The organism is Pseudomonas sp. A-B-19, from assembly GCF_019947515.1.
In the GTDB taxonomy this organism is placed as follows: Bacteria; Pseudomonadota; Gammaproteobacteria; order Pseudomonadales; family Pseudomonadaceae; genus Aquipseudomonas.
This window is the reverse complement of sequence record NZ_JAGYGN010000007.1, coordinates 44,969-61,285: the sequence shown is the minus strand read 5'-3', so window position 1 is coordinate 61,285 and position 16,317 is coordinate 44,969. Positions and strand designations below refer to the sequence as shown.

Annotated in this window: 10 protein-coding genes; 7 read left to right on the top strand and 3 right to left on the bottom strand. The window is 61.9% G+C overall.

What is annotated here, in order from left to right:
• Positions 1-186: 186 nt before the first annotated feature.
• Together KGA81_RS10060 and KGA81_RS10055 are read left to right on the top strand one after the other, a co-directional pair.
• On the top strand, positions 187-2,880 hold the full coding sequence (locus tag KGA81_RS10060; protein ID WP_223545665.1) for a GGDEF and EAL domain-containing protein: 2,694 nt from the start codon (positions 187-189) through the stop codon (positions 2,878-2,880).
• A 155-nt stretch (positions 2,881-3,035) separates the two neighbouring features.
• Positions 3,036-3,734, top strand: coding sequence for an OmpW/AlkL family protein (locus KGA81_RS10055; protein WP_223545664.1), 699 nt, complete (start codon positions 3,036-3,038; stop codon positions 3,732-3,734).
• Between the two features lie 258 nt (positions 3,735-3,992).
• On the opposite strand, the gene KGA81_RS10050 is transcribed toward KGA81_RS10055, so the two are convergent.
• Positions 3,993-4,922: an NAD-dependent epimerase/dehydratase family protein gene (locus tag KGA81_RS10050; protein ID WP_223545663.1), complete on the bottom strand. Its 930-nt coding sequence runs from the start codon at positions 4,920-4,922 to the stop codon at positions 3,993-3,995.
• Positions 4,915-5,799: a sugar nucleotide-binding protein gene (locus KGA81_RS10045; protein ID WP_223545662.1), complete on the bottom strand. Its 885-nt coding sequence runs from the start codon at positions 5,797-5,799 to the stop codon at positions 4,915-4,917. Before KGA81_RS10045 ends, KGA81_RS10050 begins: the two co-directional genes overlap by 8 nt.
• A gap of 305 nt (positions 5,800-6,104) precedes the next feature.
• Here KGA81_RS10045 and KGA81_RS10040 point away from each other — a divergent pair, with 305 nt between their 5' ends.
• Positions 6,105-10,430 carry a DNA glycosylase AlkZ-like family protein gene (locus KGA81_RS10040; RefSeq protein ID WP_223545661.1) on the top strand — a complete coding sequence of 1,442 codons (4,326 nt, stop codon included), beginning with the start codon at positions 6,105-6,107 and terminating at the stop codon, positions 10,428-10,430.
• Positions 10,431-10,524: 94 nt separating this feature from the next.
• Here KGA81_RS10040 and KGA81_RS10035 read toward each other — a convergent pair whose 3' ends face one another.
• A complete protein-coding gene (locus KGA81_RS10035) occupies positions 10,525-12,639 on the bottom strand; it encodes a mechanosensitive ion channel family protein (RefSeq protein ID WP_223545660.1) in 2,115 nt (704 codons plus the stop codon).
• Between the two features lie 258 nt (positions 12,640-12,897).
• On the opposite strand from KGA81_RS10035, the gene KGA81_RS10030 reads away from it, so the two are divergent.
• From KGA81_RS10030 to KGA81_RS10015, 4 genes are all read left to right on the top strand, one after another.
• On the top strand, positions 12,898-13,137 hold the full coding sequence (locus KGA81_RS10030; RefSeq protein ID WP_223545820.1) for a hypothetical protein: 240 nt from the start codon (positions 12,898-12,900) through the stop codon (positions 13,135-13,137).
• Positions 13,138-13,276: 139 nt separating this feature from the next.
• A complete protein-coding gene (locus KGA81_RS10025) occupies positions 13,277-14,041 on the top strand; it encodes an endonuclease/exonuclease/phosphatase family protein (RefSeq protein ID WP_223545815.1) in 765 nt (254 codons plus the stop codon).
• The gene (gene clsB / locus KGA81_RS10020; protein ID WP_223545659.1) at positions 14,038-15,330 is read left to right on the top strand and encodes a cardiolipin synthase ClsB; all 1,293 of its coding nucleotides are present in this window, start codon (positions 14,038-14,040) and stop codon (positions 15,328-15,330) included. Before KGA81_RS10025 ends, clsB begins: the two co-directional genes overlap by 4 nt.
• Positions 15,317-16,303 carry a lysylphosphatidylglycerol synthase domain-containing protein gene (locus tag KGA81_RS10015; protein WP_223545658.1) on the top strand — a complete coding sequence of 329 codons (987 nt, stop codon included), beginning with the start codon at positions 15,317-15,319 and terminating at the stop codon, positions 16,301-16,303. The genes clsB and KGA81_RS10015 overlap by 14 nt, the downstream gene beginning before the upstream one ends.
• Positions 16,304-16,317: the final 14 nt, after the last annotated feature.

Below are 16,317 nucleotides of genomic sequence, written 5' to 3'. Positions count from 1 at the left end.
TTCAGCGAACAAAATTACTTTTTGCCACCGACTGAAGAAATCCCGTCGCCTGCCGACATATTCTTATAGCACTTGGCCTTCATCTCTCTTGTCAGTCGGTGTCGCAATGATGCAACCTTGCCGCAGGCAACAGCAAAGAGGGCGAGAGCCCAGCGCGTTCAGCATATTCGAAGCGAGTTCCCCTCCATGAAAAGCCAACCCGATGCCGCCAGCCGTATGGTGGCCGAGGTAGTGACGCAGTTGCCTGTGCCCTCGCGGCTCGGCATGCTGCGTTTCGAACGGCTTAATGAACCCAGCTGGGCGCTGCTGTTTCTCGATCCCAATTGCGAACGCCAGTTCGGTCTGCCAGCCGTCGAGTTGTGTGCGCTGGTGGGCTCGCCCTACGCCAGCCTGATGGAGCCACAAGCGCGCTATCAACTGCACGACGCGGTCCAGCAGCAGCTGACTGAAAGCCCGCATTACCTGATCCGCTACACCCTGCACACCGCCTCGGGCTCCCTGAATCTGCTGGAGCTGGGCGAAGCCTACAAACAACACAATCGCCACTTGTTGCGCGGCTACCTGTTGGTCATTGACGGCCTGTTCGAGGACGACCCGCTGCAATCGGCGCTGGATCTGGAAACCCAGAACTCGCGCCTGCAAATTGCCCTGGAACTCAATCAACGTGCCCAGCAGGAGCAATTGCTGCATCTGGACCGGGCGCGTGCCCAACAGGACCTGATCCTGCTGCTCACCCGTCAACGCTACAGCAGCAACAATTCCTTGCAGGAAGCCGCCGAGCTAATCACCCGCAGCGCCTGCGACATTTACGAAATCGACTGCGCCAGCCTGTGGCACCTCGAAGGCTCGAGGCTGGTGCCGATCTCGGCCTATCACCGCGCGAATCAGGAATACCTGCTGCCGCAGCCAATCGACGTCAGCGTTTTCCCCGATTACCTCGACGCCTTGCACACCGGCCGCGCCATTGACGCCCATAACGCCATGCGCGATCCACGCACCCGGGAGATGGCCGAAAGCCTGCGCCCGCGCGACGTTAACGCAATGCTCGACGCCAGTATCCGCGTCGATGGCCAGGTGGTCGGCGTTTTGTGCCTGGAGCAGACCGGTGCGACCCGCGCCTGGCAGTCGGATGAAATCGCCTTCGCCGGAGAACTGGCGGACCAGTTTGCCCAGGTCATCAGCAACCACAACCGGCGGACCGCCACCAGCGCCCTGCACCTGTTCCAGCGTGCGGTCGAACAAAGTGCCAACGCCTTTCTGCTGGTCAACTGCAATGGCGTGGTGGAATACGTCAACCCGAGCTTCACCGCGATCACCCAATATTCCACCGAAGAAGTGCACGGCCAGTGCCTGTCAGAACTACCAGCCCTGGAGAATCTCAGCGAACTGCTGTTCGATGCGCCTTCGGCGCTGGCCAAGAACAACAGTTGGCAGGGCGAATTCAAGAGCCGCCGGAAAAACCTCGAACCCTATTGGGGCCAGTTGTCGATCTCCAAGGTATACGGCGACAACCGCGAACTGACCCACTACATCGGCATCTACGAAGACATCACCCAGACCAAGCTCGCTCAGCAACGTATCGAACGCCTGGCCTACACCGACAACCTGACCAATCTCGGCAACCGCCCGGCCTTCATTCGCAACCTCGATGAACGCTTCGCCCGGGACAGCGATGCGCCAATCAGCCTGTTGCTGGTGGACATCGATAACTTCAAGCGGATCAATGACAGCCTTGGCCACCAGACTGGCGACAAGCTGCTGATCAGCCTCGCCCGGCGCCTGCGCAACAGCCTGGTTCCGAGCGGCAGCCTGGCGCGATTCGCCAGTAATGAATTCGCCGTGTTGCTGGACAACAGCGACCTCACGGCGGGCCAGCAAGTGGCCAACCAGTTGCTGGCGACCCTCGACAAACCGATGTTCGTCGACAACCAGTTGATCAGCGTCACCGGCTCCGTGGGCCTGGCCTGCGCGCCACTGCACGGACGCGACCCGCAAACCCTGATGCGCAATGCCGGGTTGGCGCTGCACAAGGCCAAGGCCAATGGCAAACACCAGGTGCAAGTGTTCACCGAAGCGCTCAACGCCGAGGCCAGCTACAAGTTGTTCGTCGAGAACAACCTGCGCCGTGCCCTGACCCAGAACGAGCTCGACGTGTTCTATCAACCCAAGCTGTGCCTGCGCAGCGGTCGCCTGCTGGGCATGGAAGCACTGCTGCGATGGGACCATCCGGAAAAGGGCATGATCCGCCCGGATCAGTTCATCAGCGTCGCCGAAGAAACCGGGATGATCATTCCGATCGGCAAATGGATCGCCCGCCAGGCCTGCCGCATGAGCAAAGCGCTGACCGCCGCCGGCCTGGGCAACCTGCAAGTGGCGATCAACCTGTCGCCCAAGCAGTTTTCCGATCCGGACCTGGTGGCCTCCATAGCCAACATCCTCAAGGAAGAAGCCCTTCCAGCTCATTTGCTGGAGCTGGAGCTGACCGAAGGCCTGCTGCTGGAAGCCACCGAAGACACCCACTTGCAACTCGACCAACTCAAGCGCCTGGGCCTGACCCTGGCCATGGACGACTTCGGCACCGGTTACTCGTCGCTCAGTTACTTGAAAAAATTCCCCATCGACATCATCAAGATCGACCGAAGCTTCATCCACGAAATCCCGGACAACCAGGACGACATGGAAATCACCTCCGCGGTGATCGCCATGGCCCACAACCTGAAACTCAAGGTCGTGGCTGAAGGCATCGAAACCGCCGAGCAATTGTCGTTCCTGCGCCGTCACCGCTGCGACGTCGGCCAAGGCTATCTGTTCGATCGTCCGATCCCGGGCAATGAGCTGATCGAAAAGCTCAAGCGCTACCCCCGTGGCCCCATCGCCTGACAGACACAGAACCTGCGAGCCTGTTCGCGAAGAGGCTATCGAAATCGCTACAAAATCCCGTCCTTACCACTTTCGTTGAGCTGCATCAAAAGACCGACTCGTTAGGCACCTTACCATTGGACATCGAACATTTTTAACGTCCTCTGGAGCCCCCCATGAACAAGTCCATGCTCAGCGCTTCGCTGGTTGCCTTCGCGCTCGCAGCCCCGCTCGCCCAAGCCTTCGAGGCCGGCGATATTCTCATTCGTGCTGGTGCAATCACCGTCAACCCCGAGTCTGACAGCTCCAGCGTCAAGGTCGATCAAGGTCCTCTGGCGGGTGCCGACCTGGGTGGCAAGGCGACCATGAGCAGCGACACGCAACTGGGCCTGAACTTCGCCTACATGCTCACCAACCACGTGGGTATCGAGCTGCTGGCGGCCACACCGTTCGAACATGACGTGAAACTCAAGGGCACGGCTCTGAGCGCAGCCAACGGCAAACTCGGCACCCTCAAGCAGCTGCCGCCGACCTTGAGCCTGGTGTACTACCCGCTGGATCCGAAGTCGGCCTTCCAGCCGTACGTCGGCGGCGGCATCAACTACACGTATATCTATGACGAACACGTTGGCAGCCAAGCGCAATCCGCCGGTTTCAGCAACTTCAAGGCGGAAAATTCCTGGGGTCTGGCGTGGCAGGTCGGTGCTGACTACATGCTGACCGACAACATCATGATCAACGCCCAGGTGCGCTACATCGACATCGATACCCGTGCCACCGTCGAGAACAACTCGATTGCACCGGGCACCCGGGCACGAGTGGACGTCGATGTAGATCCGTTTATCTACATGGTGGGTTTGGGTTACAAGTTCTAAGCGACATTGCTGACAGAATGTTCACGTGGTGGTGAACCTGGCTGTTGTGGCGAGGGAGCTTGCTCCCGCTGGGTTGCGAAGCAGCCCCAGACCAGGCAGAAGCGGTGACTCAGAAAAACCGCATTGACTGGATTGACGACTGCTACGCAGTCGAGCGGGAGCAAGCTCCCTCGCCACAGGAATTGCACAAGTTGTAAGTAAATTCCGGCCACAAAAAAGGCGCCCTTCATGGGCGCCTTTTTTGTGGCCGCAAGAACCTCAGCGCCCCAGCAACCGCGCCAGCCCCACACGCATCGGCGTCTGCTCTGCGGTGGTGAAGCGTTCCAACAGACGCCGGTTGTTCGCCCGGGAGTGACGAATATCACCGGAACGCGCCGGGCCGTAGCTCACCGGTGGCAGCTTGCCGACCACGGCTTCCAGCGCTTCGAGCATTTGCTTGAGGGTCGTCGCCTGGTTCCAGCCAACGTTGACCGCACCGACTTCAACCCGGGGCTTTTCGATGGCCTGTACCAGCAAGTCGACCAGGTCTTCGACGTAGACAAAATCCCGGGTCTGCTCGCCATCGCCGAACACGGTGATCGGCAAGCCCTTTAGTGCGCGCTCGCTGAAAATGCTGATCACCCCGGAGTACGGCGAGGACGGATCCTGGCGCGGGCCGAAGATGTTGAAAAAGCGGAAAATCACCGGCTCCAGCCCATGCTGGCGGCGGTAGAAATCGAAGTAGTGCTCACCGGCCAGTTTGTCCGCTGCATACGGCGTCAGCGGCGCCTTGGGCGTGTCTTCGTCGATCGACTCACCTTCGCCATTGTTGCCATACACTGCCGCGCTGGAGGCGAACAGCACGCGTTTGACCCCGGTCTGGCGCATCGCTTCGCAGACGTTCAACGTGCCGATGAAGTTGCTTTGGTGCGTGCGCACCGGATCGTCCACCGAGGCCTGCACAGAAGCCACGGCGGCCAGGTGCGCCACGGCGCTGCAACCGGCCATCGCCTGGACGACCAAGGCCGCATCGGCCACGTCGCCGACGATCAGTTCGACCCTGGGATTGTCCAGCGGCACATTGCTGCGCTTGCCGGTGGACAGGTCATCGAGAATCCGCACCGCATGGCCCTTGGCAAGCAGGGCGTCTGTCAGGTGCGAACCAATGAAACCGGCACCGCCGGTGATCAAAACGGGACCGTCAGCCATGGCGATAGAACCTGTCCAGTAGACCGGGAAGCGCCGCACGCCAGGCGCGCGGTTTGATCCCGAAGGTGTGCAGAATTTTTTTGCAAGCCAATACCGCGTGCTGCGGTTCTTCGGCAGCATCCGGACGCGCGGCGTGAGCCTGGGCGGTCGGGGCCTCAATGGCCAGCGGATGCAGGCTGCGGGCTTCGGTCAGAATCGCCTGCCCCAGCGCCAGCGGCGTGGTCGCCTCATGCCCTGCGTAGTGGTAGGTGCCCCACAGCGGCGCGGCACAATCGAGTTGCTTGAGCACTGAAATGATCACGCGGGCGGCATCGTCGACCGGCGTCGGATTGCCGCGCCGGTCGTCGGCCATCAGCAATTCTTCAGGTTGTTCGGCACGGGCAAGGAAGCGGCCAAGGGTGCCATCCGGACTGTCGTCCAGCAGCCAGCCGAAACGCAACAGCACGTGTTGCGGGCAGGTGGCGCGAACGCTTTGTTCGATTCGCCACAACGCCTGACCGCGCAGGCCCAGTGGCACCGGTTCGTCTTTTTCGCTGTAGGCCGTGGCACGGGAGCCGTCGAACACTCGATAGCTGGAAGGTTGCAGCAGAACGATGTTGTGGTGCTGGCACAGTTCCGCCAGACGCTCGATCGCACGCTCCTGGCTGGCCAGACGCTGTTCGCTCACCGCCTCCGCCTGAAACCAGTCGAAGTAATAGGCAAGGTTGATCAATGCATCGGGACGAGTGTCGTCGAGCAGTTGTGTCAGGCTCGCGGCATCCCAGCCGTTTTCGGGCGGGCGGGGTGCGAGGAAACCGATGTCTTCCTCCGCACCGAGGCGAATCAGCGCCTGCCCAAGGGCATTTCCGCCGCCCAGTAACATAAGGCGCATTCGCATAGAGTCAGCAGGCCCAGTCTGATTGAAACAATGGCGTTATCGACACCGCGCCCAGGCGATGTCGTTGGTAATTGCCGGAATCGTTGCATTTTGCGGGTTTAGTGCGCAACCGTCATCCGTAAAGTGTAGATGCCCTGGATTTGTGGTGCTGCCACTGGCCTCATCGCGAGCAAGCTCGCTCCTACAGCGGCCGGCGTACACAAACCCATTGTAGGAGCGAGCTTGCTCGCGAAGAGGCCCTGAAGGCCACCAGAGATCCCGAGCGGTACTTGCATCTTCAGCCCCCCACCCGCATAACTTGCTGCATGAACCTGCCCATCCCCGCAGACAGTGCCCTGAGCGGCTTTCACCCTGCCGTCAGTGCCTGGTTCAGCCACACGTTCCCGGCGGTCACCGCCGCCCAGGCCCGGGCGTGGCCGTTGATCCGCCAGCGCCGTTCGACCCTGGTCGCCGCGCCCACCGGCTCCGGCAAGACCCTCACCGCATTTCTCGCCGTCATCGACGATCTGGTGCACCGCGGCCTGGAAAACCCCGAAGGCTTGCCCGACGCCACCCTGGTCGTCTACGTCTCGCCACTCAAGGCGCTGTCCAACGACATCCGGATCAACCTGCAAAACCCGCTGGCCGGCATTACCGAGCAACTGCGCGTGATGGGCCTGCCGCAATTGCAGATCACCACCGCCGTGCGCACCGGCGACACACCGCAAAAAGACCGCTCGGCGATGCGCAAGACGGCGCCGCATATTCTGGTGACCACGCCGGAGTCCCTGTACGTGCTGCTCGGATCTGATTCCGGCCGGCAGATGCTCGGCACCACGCAAACGGTAATCGTCGACGAGATCCACGCCATGGCCGCCAGCAAACGCGGCAGTCACTTGGCCCTGAGCCTTGAACGCCTGCAAGCACTCTGCCCGGAGCCGCTGCTGCGCATCGGTCTGTCGGCCACGCAAAAGCCCATCGAAGCCGTCTCGCGCTTCCTTGTCGGTCGCGACCGCCCGTGCGAAATCATCGACATCGGCCACGCCCGCCCCCGCGACCTGGATATCGAAGTGCCGCCCGTGCCGCTATCGGCGGTGATGGCCAATGATGTCTGGGAACTGGTCTACGACCGCCTCGCCGCCCTCGCCCGGGAACACCGGACCACGCTGATTTTCGTCAACACCCGACGCCTGGCCGAACGTCTGAGCCGGCACCTGAGCGAACGCCTGGGCAAGGATGCCGTGGCGGCCCACCACGGCAGCCTGGCCAAGGAGTTTCGCCTGGACGCCGAGCAGCGACTCAAGCGCGGCGACCTGCAGGTGCTGATCGCCACGGCGTCGCTGGAACTGGGGATCGACATCGGCGACGTCGACCTGGTGTGCCAGATCGCCTCGCCGCGTTCGATTGCCGGGTTTCTGCAGCGGGTCGGCCGTTCAGGGCACCAGGTCGGCGGCACGCCCAAGGGCCGTTTGTTCGCCACCACCCGCGACGACCTGATCGAATGTGCCGCGCTGCTCGACTGCGTGCGCCGGGGCGAACTCGATACCTTGTTGATCCCGCAAGCGCCGCTGGACGTGCTGGCGCAGCAGATCATCGCCGAGGTCAGTTGTCAGGAATGGCCGGAGCAAGCGCTGCTGGAGATGCTGCGTCGCGCCTCGCCCTACGCCGCACTCGACGACAAACACTACCAGGCGCTGCTGCACATGCTCGCCGAGGGCTACAACGGGCGTCAGGGCATCCGTAGCGCCTACCTGCACCGCGACGCCGTGAGCCGCACCCTGCGCGGTCGCCGTGGCGCAAAACTGACAGCGGTGACCAGTGGCGGGACCATTCCTGACAACGCCGACTACAGCGTGCTGCTGGAGCCTCAAGGGCTGAACATCGGCAGCGTCAACGAAGACTTCGCGGTGGAAAGCATTGCCGGGGATGTCTTCCAGTTGGGCAATACGTCCTATCGGATCTTGCGCGTGGAAACCGGCAAAGTCCGGGTCGAGGATGCCCAGGGGCAGCCGCCGACCATTCCGTTCTGGCTCGGGGAAGCGCCGGGGCGCAGCGCCGAATTGTCCTCGGCGGTGGCGCGCTTGCAGGCCCGACTCGACGAACTGCTGAGTGCCGCACCTGGCAACTTGCAACCCGCGCTCGACTGGCTGACCGGCACCCTGGGCCTGAACCTCGGCAGCGCCGGACAACTGGTGGATTACCTGGCCCGCGCGCGGCAAACACTGGGTGCCCTGCCATCCCAGGAAACGCTGTTGATGGAGCGTTTTTTCGACGAGTCCGGCGGCACCCAACTGGTCATCCACACGCCGTTCGGCAGCCGCATCAACCGCGCCTGGGGCCTGGCCCTGCGCAAGCGTTTCTGTCGCACCTTCAACTTCGAATTGCAGGCCGCCGCCAGCGAAGACGCCATTGTGCTGTCGCTGTCCACCAGCCACAGTTTTGAGCTGGAGGATGTCTGGCGCTACCTGCACAGCAACAGTGCCGAACACATCCTGATTCAAGCCGTGCTCGACGCGCCGCTGTTCGGCGTGCGCTGGCGCTGGAATGCCGGGGTCGCCCTGGCGCTGCCGCGCTACAGCGGCGGGCGCAAAGTCCCGCCGCAGATCCAGCGAATGAAAAGCGAAGACCTGATCGCCAGCGTGTTTCCCGACCAGATCGCCTGCGTGGAAAACCTCGCCGGCGAACGGGAAATTCCTGACCATCCGCTGGTAGAGCAGACCCTCGACGATTGCCTGCACGAAGCCATGGACACTGAAGGCTGGCTGGCCCTGTTACGGCGCATGGAACGCGGCGACATTCGCCTGATCAGCCGCGATTTGCCGGCGCCATCGCCGCTGGCGGCGGAGATTCTCAGTGCCCGGCCCTATACCTTTCTCGACGACGCGCCGCTGGAGGAGCGACGCACCCAAGCGGTACTCAATCGCCGCTGGAGCGATCCGCAATCCACCGACGACCTCGGTGCGCTGGACGCCGAGGCGATTGCCGCCGTGCGCGACGAAGCCTGGCCGGCGCCCTCCGGCGTCGATGAAATGCACGAAGCATTGATGAGCCTGGCTTGCATCACCGATGCCGAGGCCGGTGCCAATCGGCAATGGCCCGATTGGCTCACAATCCTGGCCGACAGCGGACGCGCGAGCCGTCTGCAGATCAACGCCGGGCAATCGTTGTGGCTGGCGCTAGAGCGCCTGACCTGCCTGCGGGCGATTTATCCACAGGCCGAATTGACGCCACCGCTGCAAGCGCTGCCGGACTTCGACGAGGTCTGGGAACCCGACAATGCCATCCTCGAACTGATTCGCGCGCGGCTCAGTGCCTTCGGACCTCTTGCACTCGATCGCATTGCCGAACCGCTCGGCTTGCCCGCTACACAAGTGAATCAAGCGCTGGCGCAACTGGAGCGTGAAGGCTACGTGCTGCGCGGTCGCTTCACCCCGGGCACCACCCGGGAAGAATGGTGCGAGCGGCATTTGCTGGCGCGGATTCACCGCTACACGGTCAAGCGCCTGCGTCGGGAGATCGAACCGGTAGCGTTGCAGGATTTCATGCGATTCCTGTTCGACTGGCAGCATGTATCGAGCGCAAGCCAGGGTCAGGGCGCCGCGGTACTGCCAGCCGTCGTCGCGCAATTCGAAGGCTACCCCGCCGCCGCTTCAGCTTGGGACAGCGACATCCTGCCGGCGCGGATCAAGGACTACTCGGCGACCTGGCTGGATGAGTTGTGCCGCAGCGGCAGACTGGTGTGGACGCGTCTGACTGCGCACAACAAAAGCGCCAGCAGCGCGCTGCGCAGTACGCCGATTGTGTTGCTGCCGCGTAACCGGGTCGGCCTCTGGAGCGGCTTGACCGAACAGACGCCGGTCAGCGAACTGTCGCCGAAAACGCAAAAGGTCCACGCCGCCCTCAGCCAGCATGGCGCGCTGTTTTTCGACGAGCTGATCCATGAGGCCCATCTGCTGCGTTCGGAGCTGGAAATCGCCCTGCAGGAACTGGTGGGCGCCGGGTTGGTGAATGCCGACAGCTTCGCCGGATTGCGCGCACTGATCACTCCGGTCAGCAAGCGCCAGCCGCGCAACAGTCGGCGCGGGCGCGGGGCGTTTATCGGTGGCATGGACGATGCCGGGCGCTGGGCTCTGTTGCGACGCGCACCTGCCGCGCCCGCGGTGGAAAACCAGCGTCCCGCACCGATGCCGGCCGAAACCCTTGAACACATCGCCATGACCTTGTTGCGTCGCTATGGCGTGGTGTTCTGGCGCCTGTTGGAACGTGAGGCGGACTGGCTGCCGAGCTGGCGTGAACTGCTGCGCACTTTCCATCGCCTGGAGGCACGGGGCGAGATTCGTGGCGGGCGATTTGTCAGCGGCCTGGCAGGCGAGCAATTCGCCCTGCCCGAGGCGATTCCATTGCTGCGCGAGATCCGGCGTCGGCCCCATGACGGCAGCCTGGTCGCGGTGTGTGGGGTCGATCCGCTGAACCTCGCCGGCACGCTATTGCCCGGTGTAAAAGTCCCGGCGCTGGCGAGCAATCGGCTGGTGTATCGCGATGGTTTGCCGGTGGCTGCCGAGATTGCCGGCAAGCAACAGTTCTGGGTTGAGCTGGATCAGCAGATGGGCGCCGAAATACATAAAAAACTGATTCAACACAGTTATCCGTAGGAGCTGGCTTGCCAGCGAAGAGGCCGTCAGGTTCAACATCGATGGTGCCTGACCATGCGCCTTCGCTGGCAAGCCAGCTCCTACGGGGGTGTTGCTATTGGGAGCGAGGCTGATCCGGCATCAACACCGCAGCATGCCCGGGCTCGCTCTCCAGCGGCGCTTCGACCGGATGCCGCGGCACCAGCGCCTGCTGTGGATAAGTCTGCGCGAAGCTCACCCACGGGCAGTTATCCACAAGTTTTTTCAAACGCTGGTTGAAAGCCCGGCTCACCGTGTATTGACCACCGGACACCGTGCGGAATTGCGCGGTCAGCACCACCCCGTTGAGGTCCATCCTGTCGACGCCAAACACATCCAGCGGACCTTGCAGGTTGTAGCGCAGGAACGGGTCGTTGCTGATGGAACGCCCGGTCTCGCGGATCAGTTCGATGGCCTTGTCGACATCGGTGTCGTAGGTGAATTGCACGGAAAAAAACGCATAGGCGAATTGCCGCGACTGGTTGGTCACGGCCTTGATCTGCCCAAATGGCACCGAGTGCACGAAGCCCTTGCCGTCGCGCAGGCGCAAGGTGCGGATGGTCAGGCCTTCGACCGTGCCGGCATGTCCGGAATCGAGCACTACCCAGTCGCCGATGGACAGGGTGTCTTCGATGATGATGAACAGCCCGGTAATCACGTCCTGCACCAATTGCTGGGAGCCGAATCCGATTGCCAGGCCGACGACCCCGGCACCTGCCAGGAACGGTGCGACGTTGATCCCCAGGTTGGCCATGGTGGTGATCGCGCAAATCACCACCAGGATGATTTTGATCGCGTTGCGCAGCAGCGGCAGGATGGTTTTCACCCGCGTACTCGGCTGGCGCGCCGAGCGCTTGTTGGTGGGAGGTTTCAGAGCCTCCTGAATCGCCGTGTCGAGCACCACCCAGACCATCCAGGTCACCAGAAGGATCAAACCGATGTGACTCAGGGAGTCACTGATCACCCGGCCCACGGCATTGCTCACCGCGAATTCGAACAGCGACACGCCCCAGATCCGCCCGAGGACATCAACGAACACAATGGCCATGCCAATGCGCAGCAAGGCGTGGGACAGATTGAGAAAGCGTTCCTTGTAGGCGCTGCTGCGGCGCAGGTCCGCTTCGCTGCGCGCCTTGAACAGATGGTGTAGCGTGGTGCTGAGAAACACCGTGGCAATCAGCAACACCGTGGTGAACAAGGCACTTCGCAGTACTCTCTGGTTGTCTGCTCCGGCGCCGATCAGGTTGATGATCGAAACCAGCACCATCAACAGAATCGGCCAGTACCAGAGCCCGGAAAATATCCGCAAGGTTTCATGCAATGCCGGCTGGCCGAGGCGCTGAGCCAGCGGCAGGATGCGGATCACATGGGCGACCGGGCGGCGCATGCGGATCACCAGCAAGCCGAAGGATATCGACGCGGCCAAACCGGTGAACACGGCGATGCTGCTGGTGAGATTGCTGCCCAGTTGATGGGCGATCTGCGGGCTGGTCAGGGCATCGCTCAAGGCCACCAGAAAACCGATACCGAATAACGGCCGGGGACTCTTCTCGCGAATGATCTGCACTGCCCGCCGTTTGTGGCCGGCATTGAACACCACCACCAGCGACAGCACCAATGACGCGGAAAATATCCCTGCGCTAGCGGCATACGCCAGGCACAGCGCCAGCACCCGACCCGCCGATACCGGCAAAAACTGGCTGGCATAAATCGTCAGGGGCAGGCTGACCACCGCCGCAAGGGTATAGGGCAATACGTAGCCGAGCAGGGCCTGGCCACGCTCGCGGCTGAGCAGCAGGCGATGCTCGCACAGGCGTTTGGCCAACAATCGCCCGAGCAGCCAAAGACAGGCAAACACGGCTGCCCACACACAGGTCAGCAGCAGAAAATCACCGGCGACGCTCCAGGGCGAACGGACCGAAGGCTGATTGACCAACTGATCCACTTCATCGGCCGCAAGGTCGACACGCAGGCGCCAGACGTCGACGAGATTTTGGTCCAGATCAAGCTTGGTCTGGACCTCGTCGATGCTTGAGCTGATGGCCCCCAGTAATCCGCCTTGCACCAGCGGTTCGGGGTGCGCCAGCGGTGTCGCGGGGGCCGGCAGCCCCGGTATCGCGGCGGCTTCCAGTTGTTCGCTGCCCAGCAACAGCAACGCGCCCAGCAGTATCGCGGTCTTGAGCCTGATCAAAGCACCCACTCCTTTGGCTGTGTCTGTAAGGAACTGATCGAGAAATGCCGGGCAAGTTCGGACATTGCCTCTGAATAGGCGGACAGAGACGCCTTATGTGGCGAGGGGGCTTGCCCCCGTTCGACTGCGAAGCAGTCGTAAACCCATTGCATGCGGTGCATCAGATGAATCCGAGCGGTAGGTTTTGGGGGTGCTTCGCACCCCAACGGGGGCAAGCCCCCTCGCCACAAATATGCATCCGCCCTCGCGATATTTGATTTGCGCGCAAATATCAAATGTCCGTACGGGGTGTTTTTCTCGATCGGTTCGACCATCGCCACCAGTCTAGTGCCGAAGGAAAAAGCCGCCAGCGCGATCGCCATCATGTTCACCGACCTGACCGTGGCGCTGGCATTGACCGCCTGGAGTGGACGTCTTGGTCGCCTCGGCCCGGTCTATGCCGAACCGGTTGAGGGCTTTCCCTCAACCATAGAATCTCCCACATTGAATCTGTTGTGATGTGATAACTGTGTACCGTCCGTAGCCCCATCGAAACTTTCGTCGCCGCCCCAGAGTCATTCAAGGACAGGGCCGTCAGGCGGGAGGCGACATGACAGCGAATCACACCGATATTCCCGCACACTCAAACGCAACCGAGATGCGGGTACAAGGTTCGTCCGTCACTTGTCGTTTCACGGTACTGACGGTGAACACTCACAAAGGGTTCACTGCACTCAACCGGCGTTTCATTCTGCCGGAACTGCGTGAAGCAGTGCGCAGTGTGTCTGCCGATGTAGTGTTTTTGCAGGAGGTCCACGGCACCCACGAACAGCACCCCAAGCGCTACACCAATTGGCCGGCGATGCCGCAATACGAATTCCTCGCCGACACCCTTTGGCCGCAGTTCGCCTATGGACGCAATGCGGTGTATCCGACGGGCGATCACGGCAATGCGCTGTTGTCGAAATTCCAGATCATCCACCACGACAACCTCGACGTGTCCATCAGTGGCCACGAGAACCGCGGGCTCTTGCACTGCGTGTTGCGCATGCCTGGAGACGGTCAGGAGCTGCATGCGATTTGCGTGCACCTGGGGCTGCGAGAGAGCCACCGCACGGCGCAACTGAAGTTGCTCGCCCAACGCCTGGACGCCCTGCCCGACGACGCCCCGGTGATCGTCGCCGGGGACTTCAACGACTGGCGCCAGCGCGCCGATGCGTTTCTCAAGCCTTGCGGCCTGCATGAAGTCTTCGCCGCGCAGCATGGCAAACCGGCGCGCAGTTTCCCCGCGCGCTTGCCGGCATTGCGCCTGGACCGCATCTACGTGCGCAACCTCAACGCCAGCCATCCGCAGGTGCTGTCCACCCGGCCCTGGTCACACCTTTCCGACCACGCCCCGCTGTCGGTGGAGATCGAGCTATGAGCAGCCGGTCGATGGAAAAAAACACGCTGGAACACATCCCCGCTCCGCCCCCCCACGAGTCGACAGCGGTCGATGTCGAATACGGCTGGCAAGGCGGCAATCGGGTCGAGTTGCTGGAAAATGGCGAGGCGTACTTTCCCCGGGTGTTTGCAGCCCTGCGCCGGGCGCAACGTGAAATCCTGCTGGAAACCTTCATTCTGTTCGAGGACAAGGTCGGCAATGAGCTGCAACAGATCCTGATCGAAGCCGCTCAACGTGGCGTGCGCACCATCGTCAGCCTCGACGGTTTTGGTTGCGGCGAGCTGAGTACCGGATTCCTCACCGCGCTGACTGCGGCCGGCGTACACCTGCAGATATTCGACCCGGCACCGAAACGCCTGGGCATCCGCACCAACTGGTTCCGGCGCCTGCACCGCAAGATCGTGGTGGTGGATGGCAGCGTCGCGTTTGTCGGCGGGATCAACTTTTCGGCCGATCATCTAGCCGACTTCGGCCCCGAAGCCAAACAGGATTATTCAGTAGAGATTCAGGGTCCGGCGGTGGCCGATATCCATCACTTCGCTTTGCTGCAATGCGGTCGCCCGTTGCACGCCAAATACTGGTGGCAACGCCATCGGCAGCGGCGTTCGGAACTGGCCTTGAGCGATCACGATGGCCAGGTACGGCTGGTGTACCGCGACAACGGGGAACACCCGACCGACATCGAAGAGGTTTATCGCCAGGTGTTGCGTCAGGCACAACGCCGGGTGGTGATCGCCAACGCCTACTTCTTTCCCGGTTTCCGCTTGCTGCGCGAGATCCGCAACGCGGCCCGCCGAGGCGTGGATGTGCGGCTGATCCTGCAGGGCCAGCCAGACATGCGGGTGGCCAGGCTCGCCGCGCGCATGACCTATGACTATCTGCTCAAGTCCGGCGTAAAGATCTACGAATATTGCGACCGCCCGATGCACGGCAAGGTCGCCCTGGTGGACGAGGACTGGAGCACCGTCGGCTCCAGCAACCTCGACCCATTGAGCCTGTCGTTGAATCTGGAAGCCAACGTGCTGATCCGCGACCAGGCCTTCAATCGTCATCTGTTCGATCGCCTGGAAGACCTCAGCGATAACCATTGCAAAGCCATGCCTCCCGACGTCGCACCACGGGGGCGTGTCTGGCACATGACCATCGGCTTTCTGGTGTTTCACTTCCTGCGGCATTTTCCGGCGTGGGCCGGTTGGTTGCCGGCGCATAAATCTCGCCTGAAACCCTTTCCCCCGCCAACCGGGAGTGCTGACCGTGAACCGCGCTGAGACCCATTCGGCCTCTCCCGGCAAAAGCGGCGGCAAGTCCCATTGGCGTCGCTGGAAACGACCGCTGACGATGCTGTTTTTCCTGATGCTGATCGTACTGTTCAGCACGCTCGCCCAGCGTATCGAGTGGAACGAAGTGTTCGATAACCTGGCCGATTTCAAGGTGCGCACGCTGATCATTGCGTCGGGGCTTACCTTGGTGAGTTATCTGGTGTACGCCTGCTTCGACCTGATCGGCCGCACCTACATCCGCCAGAACCTGACGTGGAAACAGATCCTGCCCGTGGGAATCATCAGCTACGCCTTCAACCTGAGCCTGAGCGCCTGGGTCGGCGGCATCGCCATGCGTTACCGGTTGTATTCGCGGCTCGGGGTGAGCAAGGGCAACATCGCGAAAATCCTTGGCCTGAGCCTGGCGACCAACTGGTTCGGCTACATGATAATTGCCGGCGCGGTGTTCGGCAGCGGGCTGGTGCACATGCCACCGGGCTGGAAACTCAGCAGTGGCGCGCTGCAAGGCGTGGGGGTTTTGTTGTTGCTGCTGAGCACCGGGTACCTGGCGGCGTGTCGGTTTGCCAAACGTCGGGAGTGGGCGACTCGCGGCGTGGAGATTGATCTGCCGTCGCTGCGCATGGCAGTGCTGCAACTGGGCCTGGGTGCATTGAACTGGTCGCTGATGGCGGCGGTGATTTTCACCTTGTTGCCAGGCAAACCGGATTATCCACTGGTGCTGGGCGTGCTGTTGATCAGCGCCATCGCCGGAGTCATCACCCACATCCCGGCCGGGCTCGGCGTGCTCGAGGCGGTGTTCGTGGCACTGCTGCAACATGAGGTTTCACGAGGCAGTCTGGTAGCGGGACTGCTGGCCTATCGGGCGATTTATTTCATTTTGCCGCTGTTGATTACTGTGGTGATGTATTTGCTGGTGGAGGCCAAGGCCAAGGCGTTGCGGATCGAGAAAAAACCCAAATAATTTGTGGTGTTTCC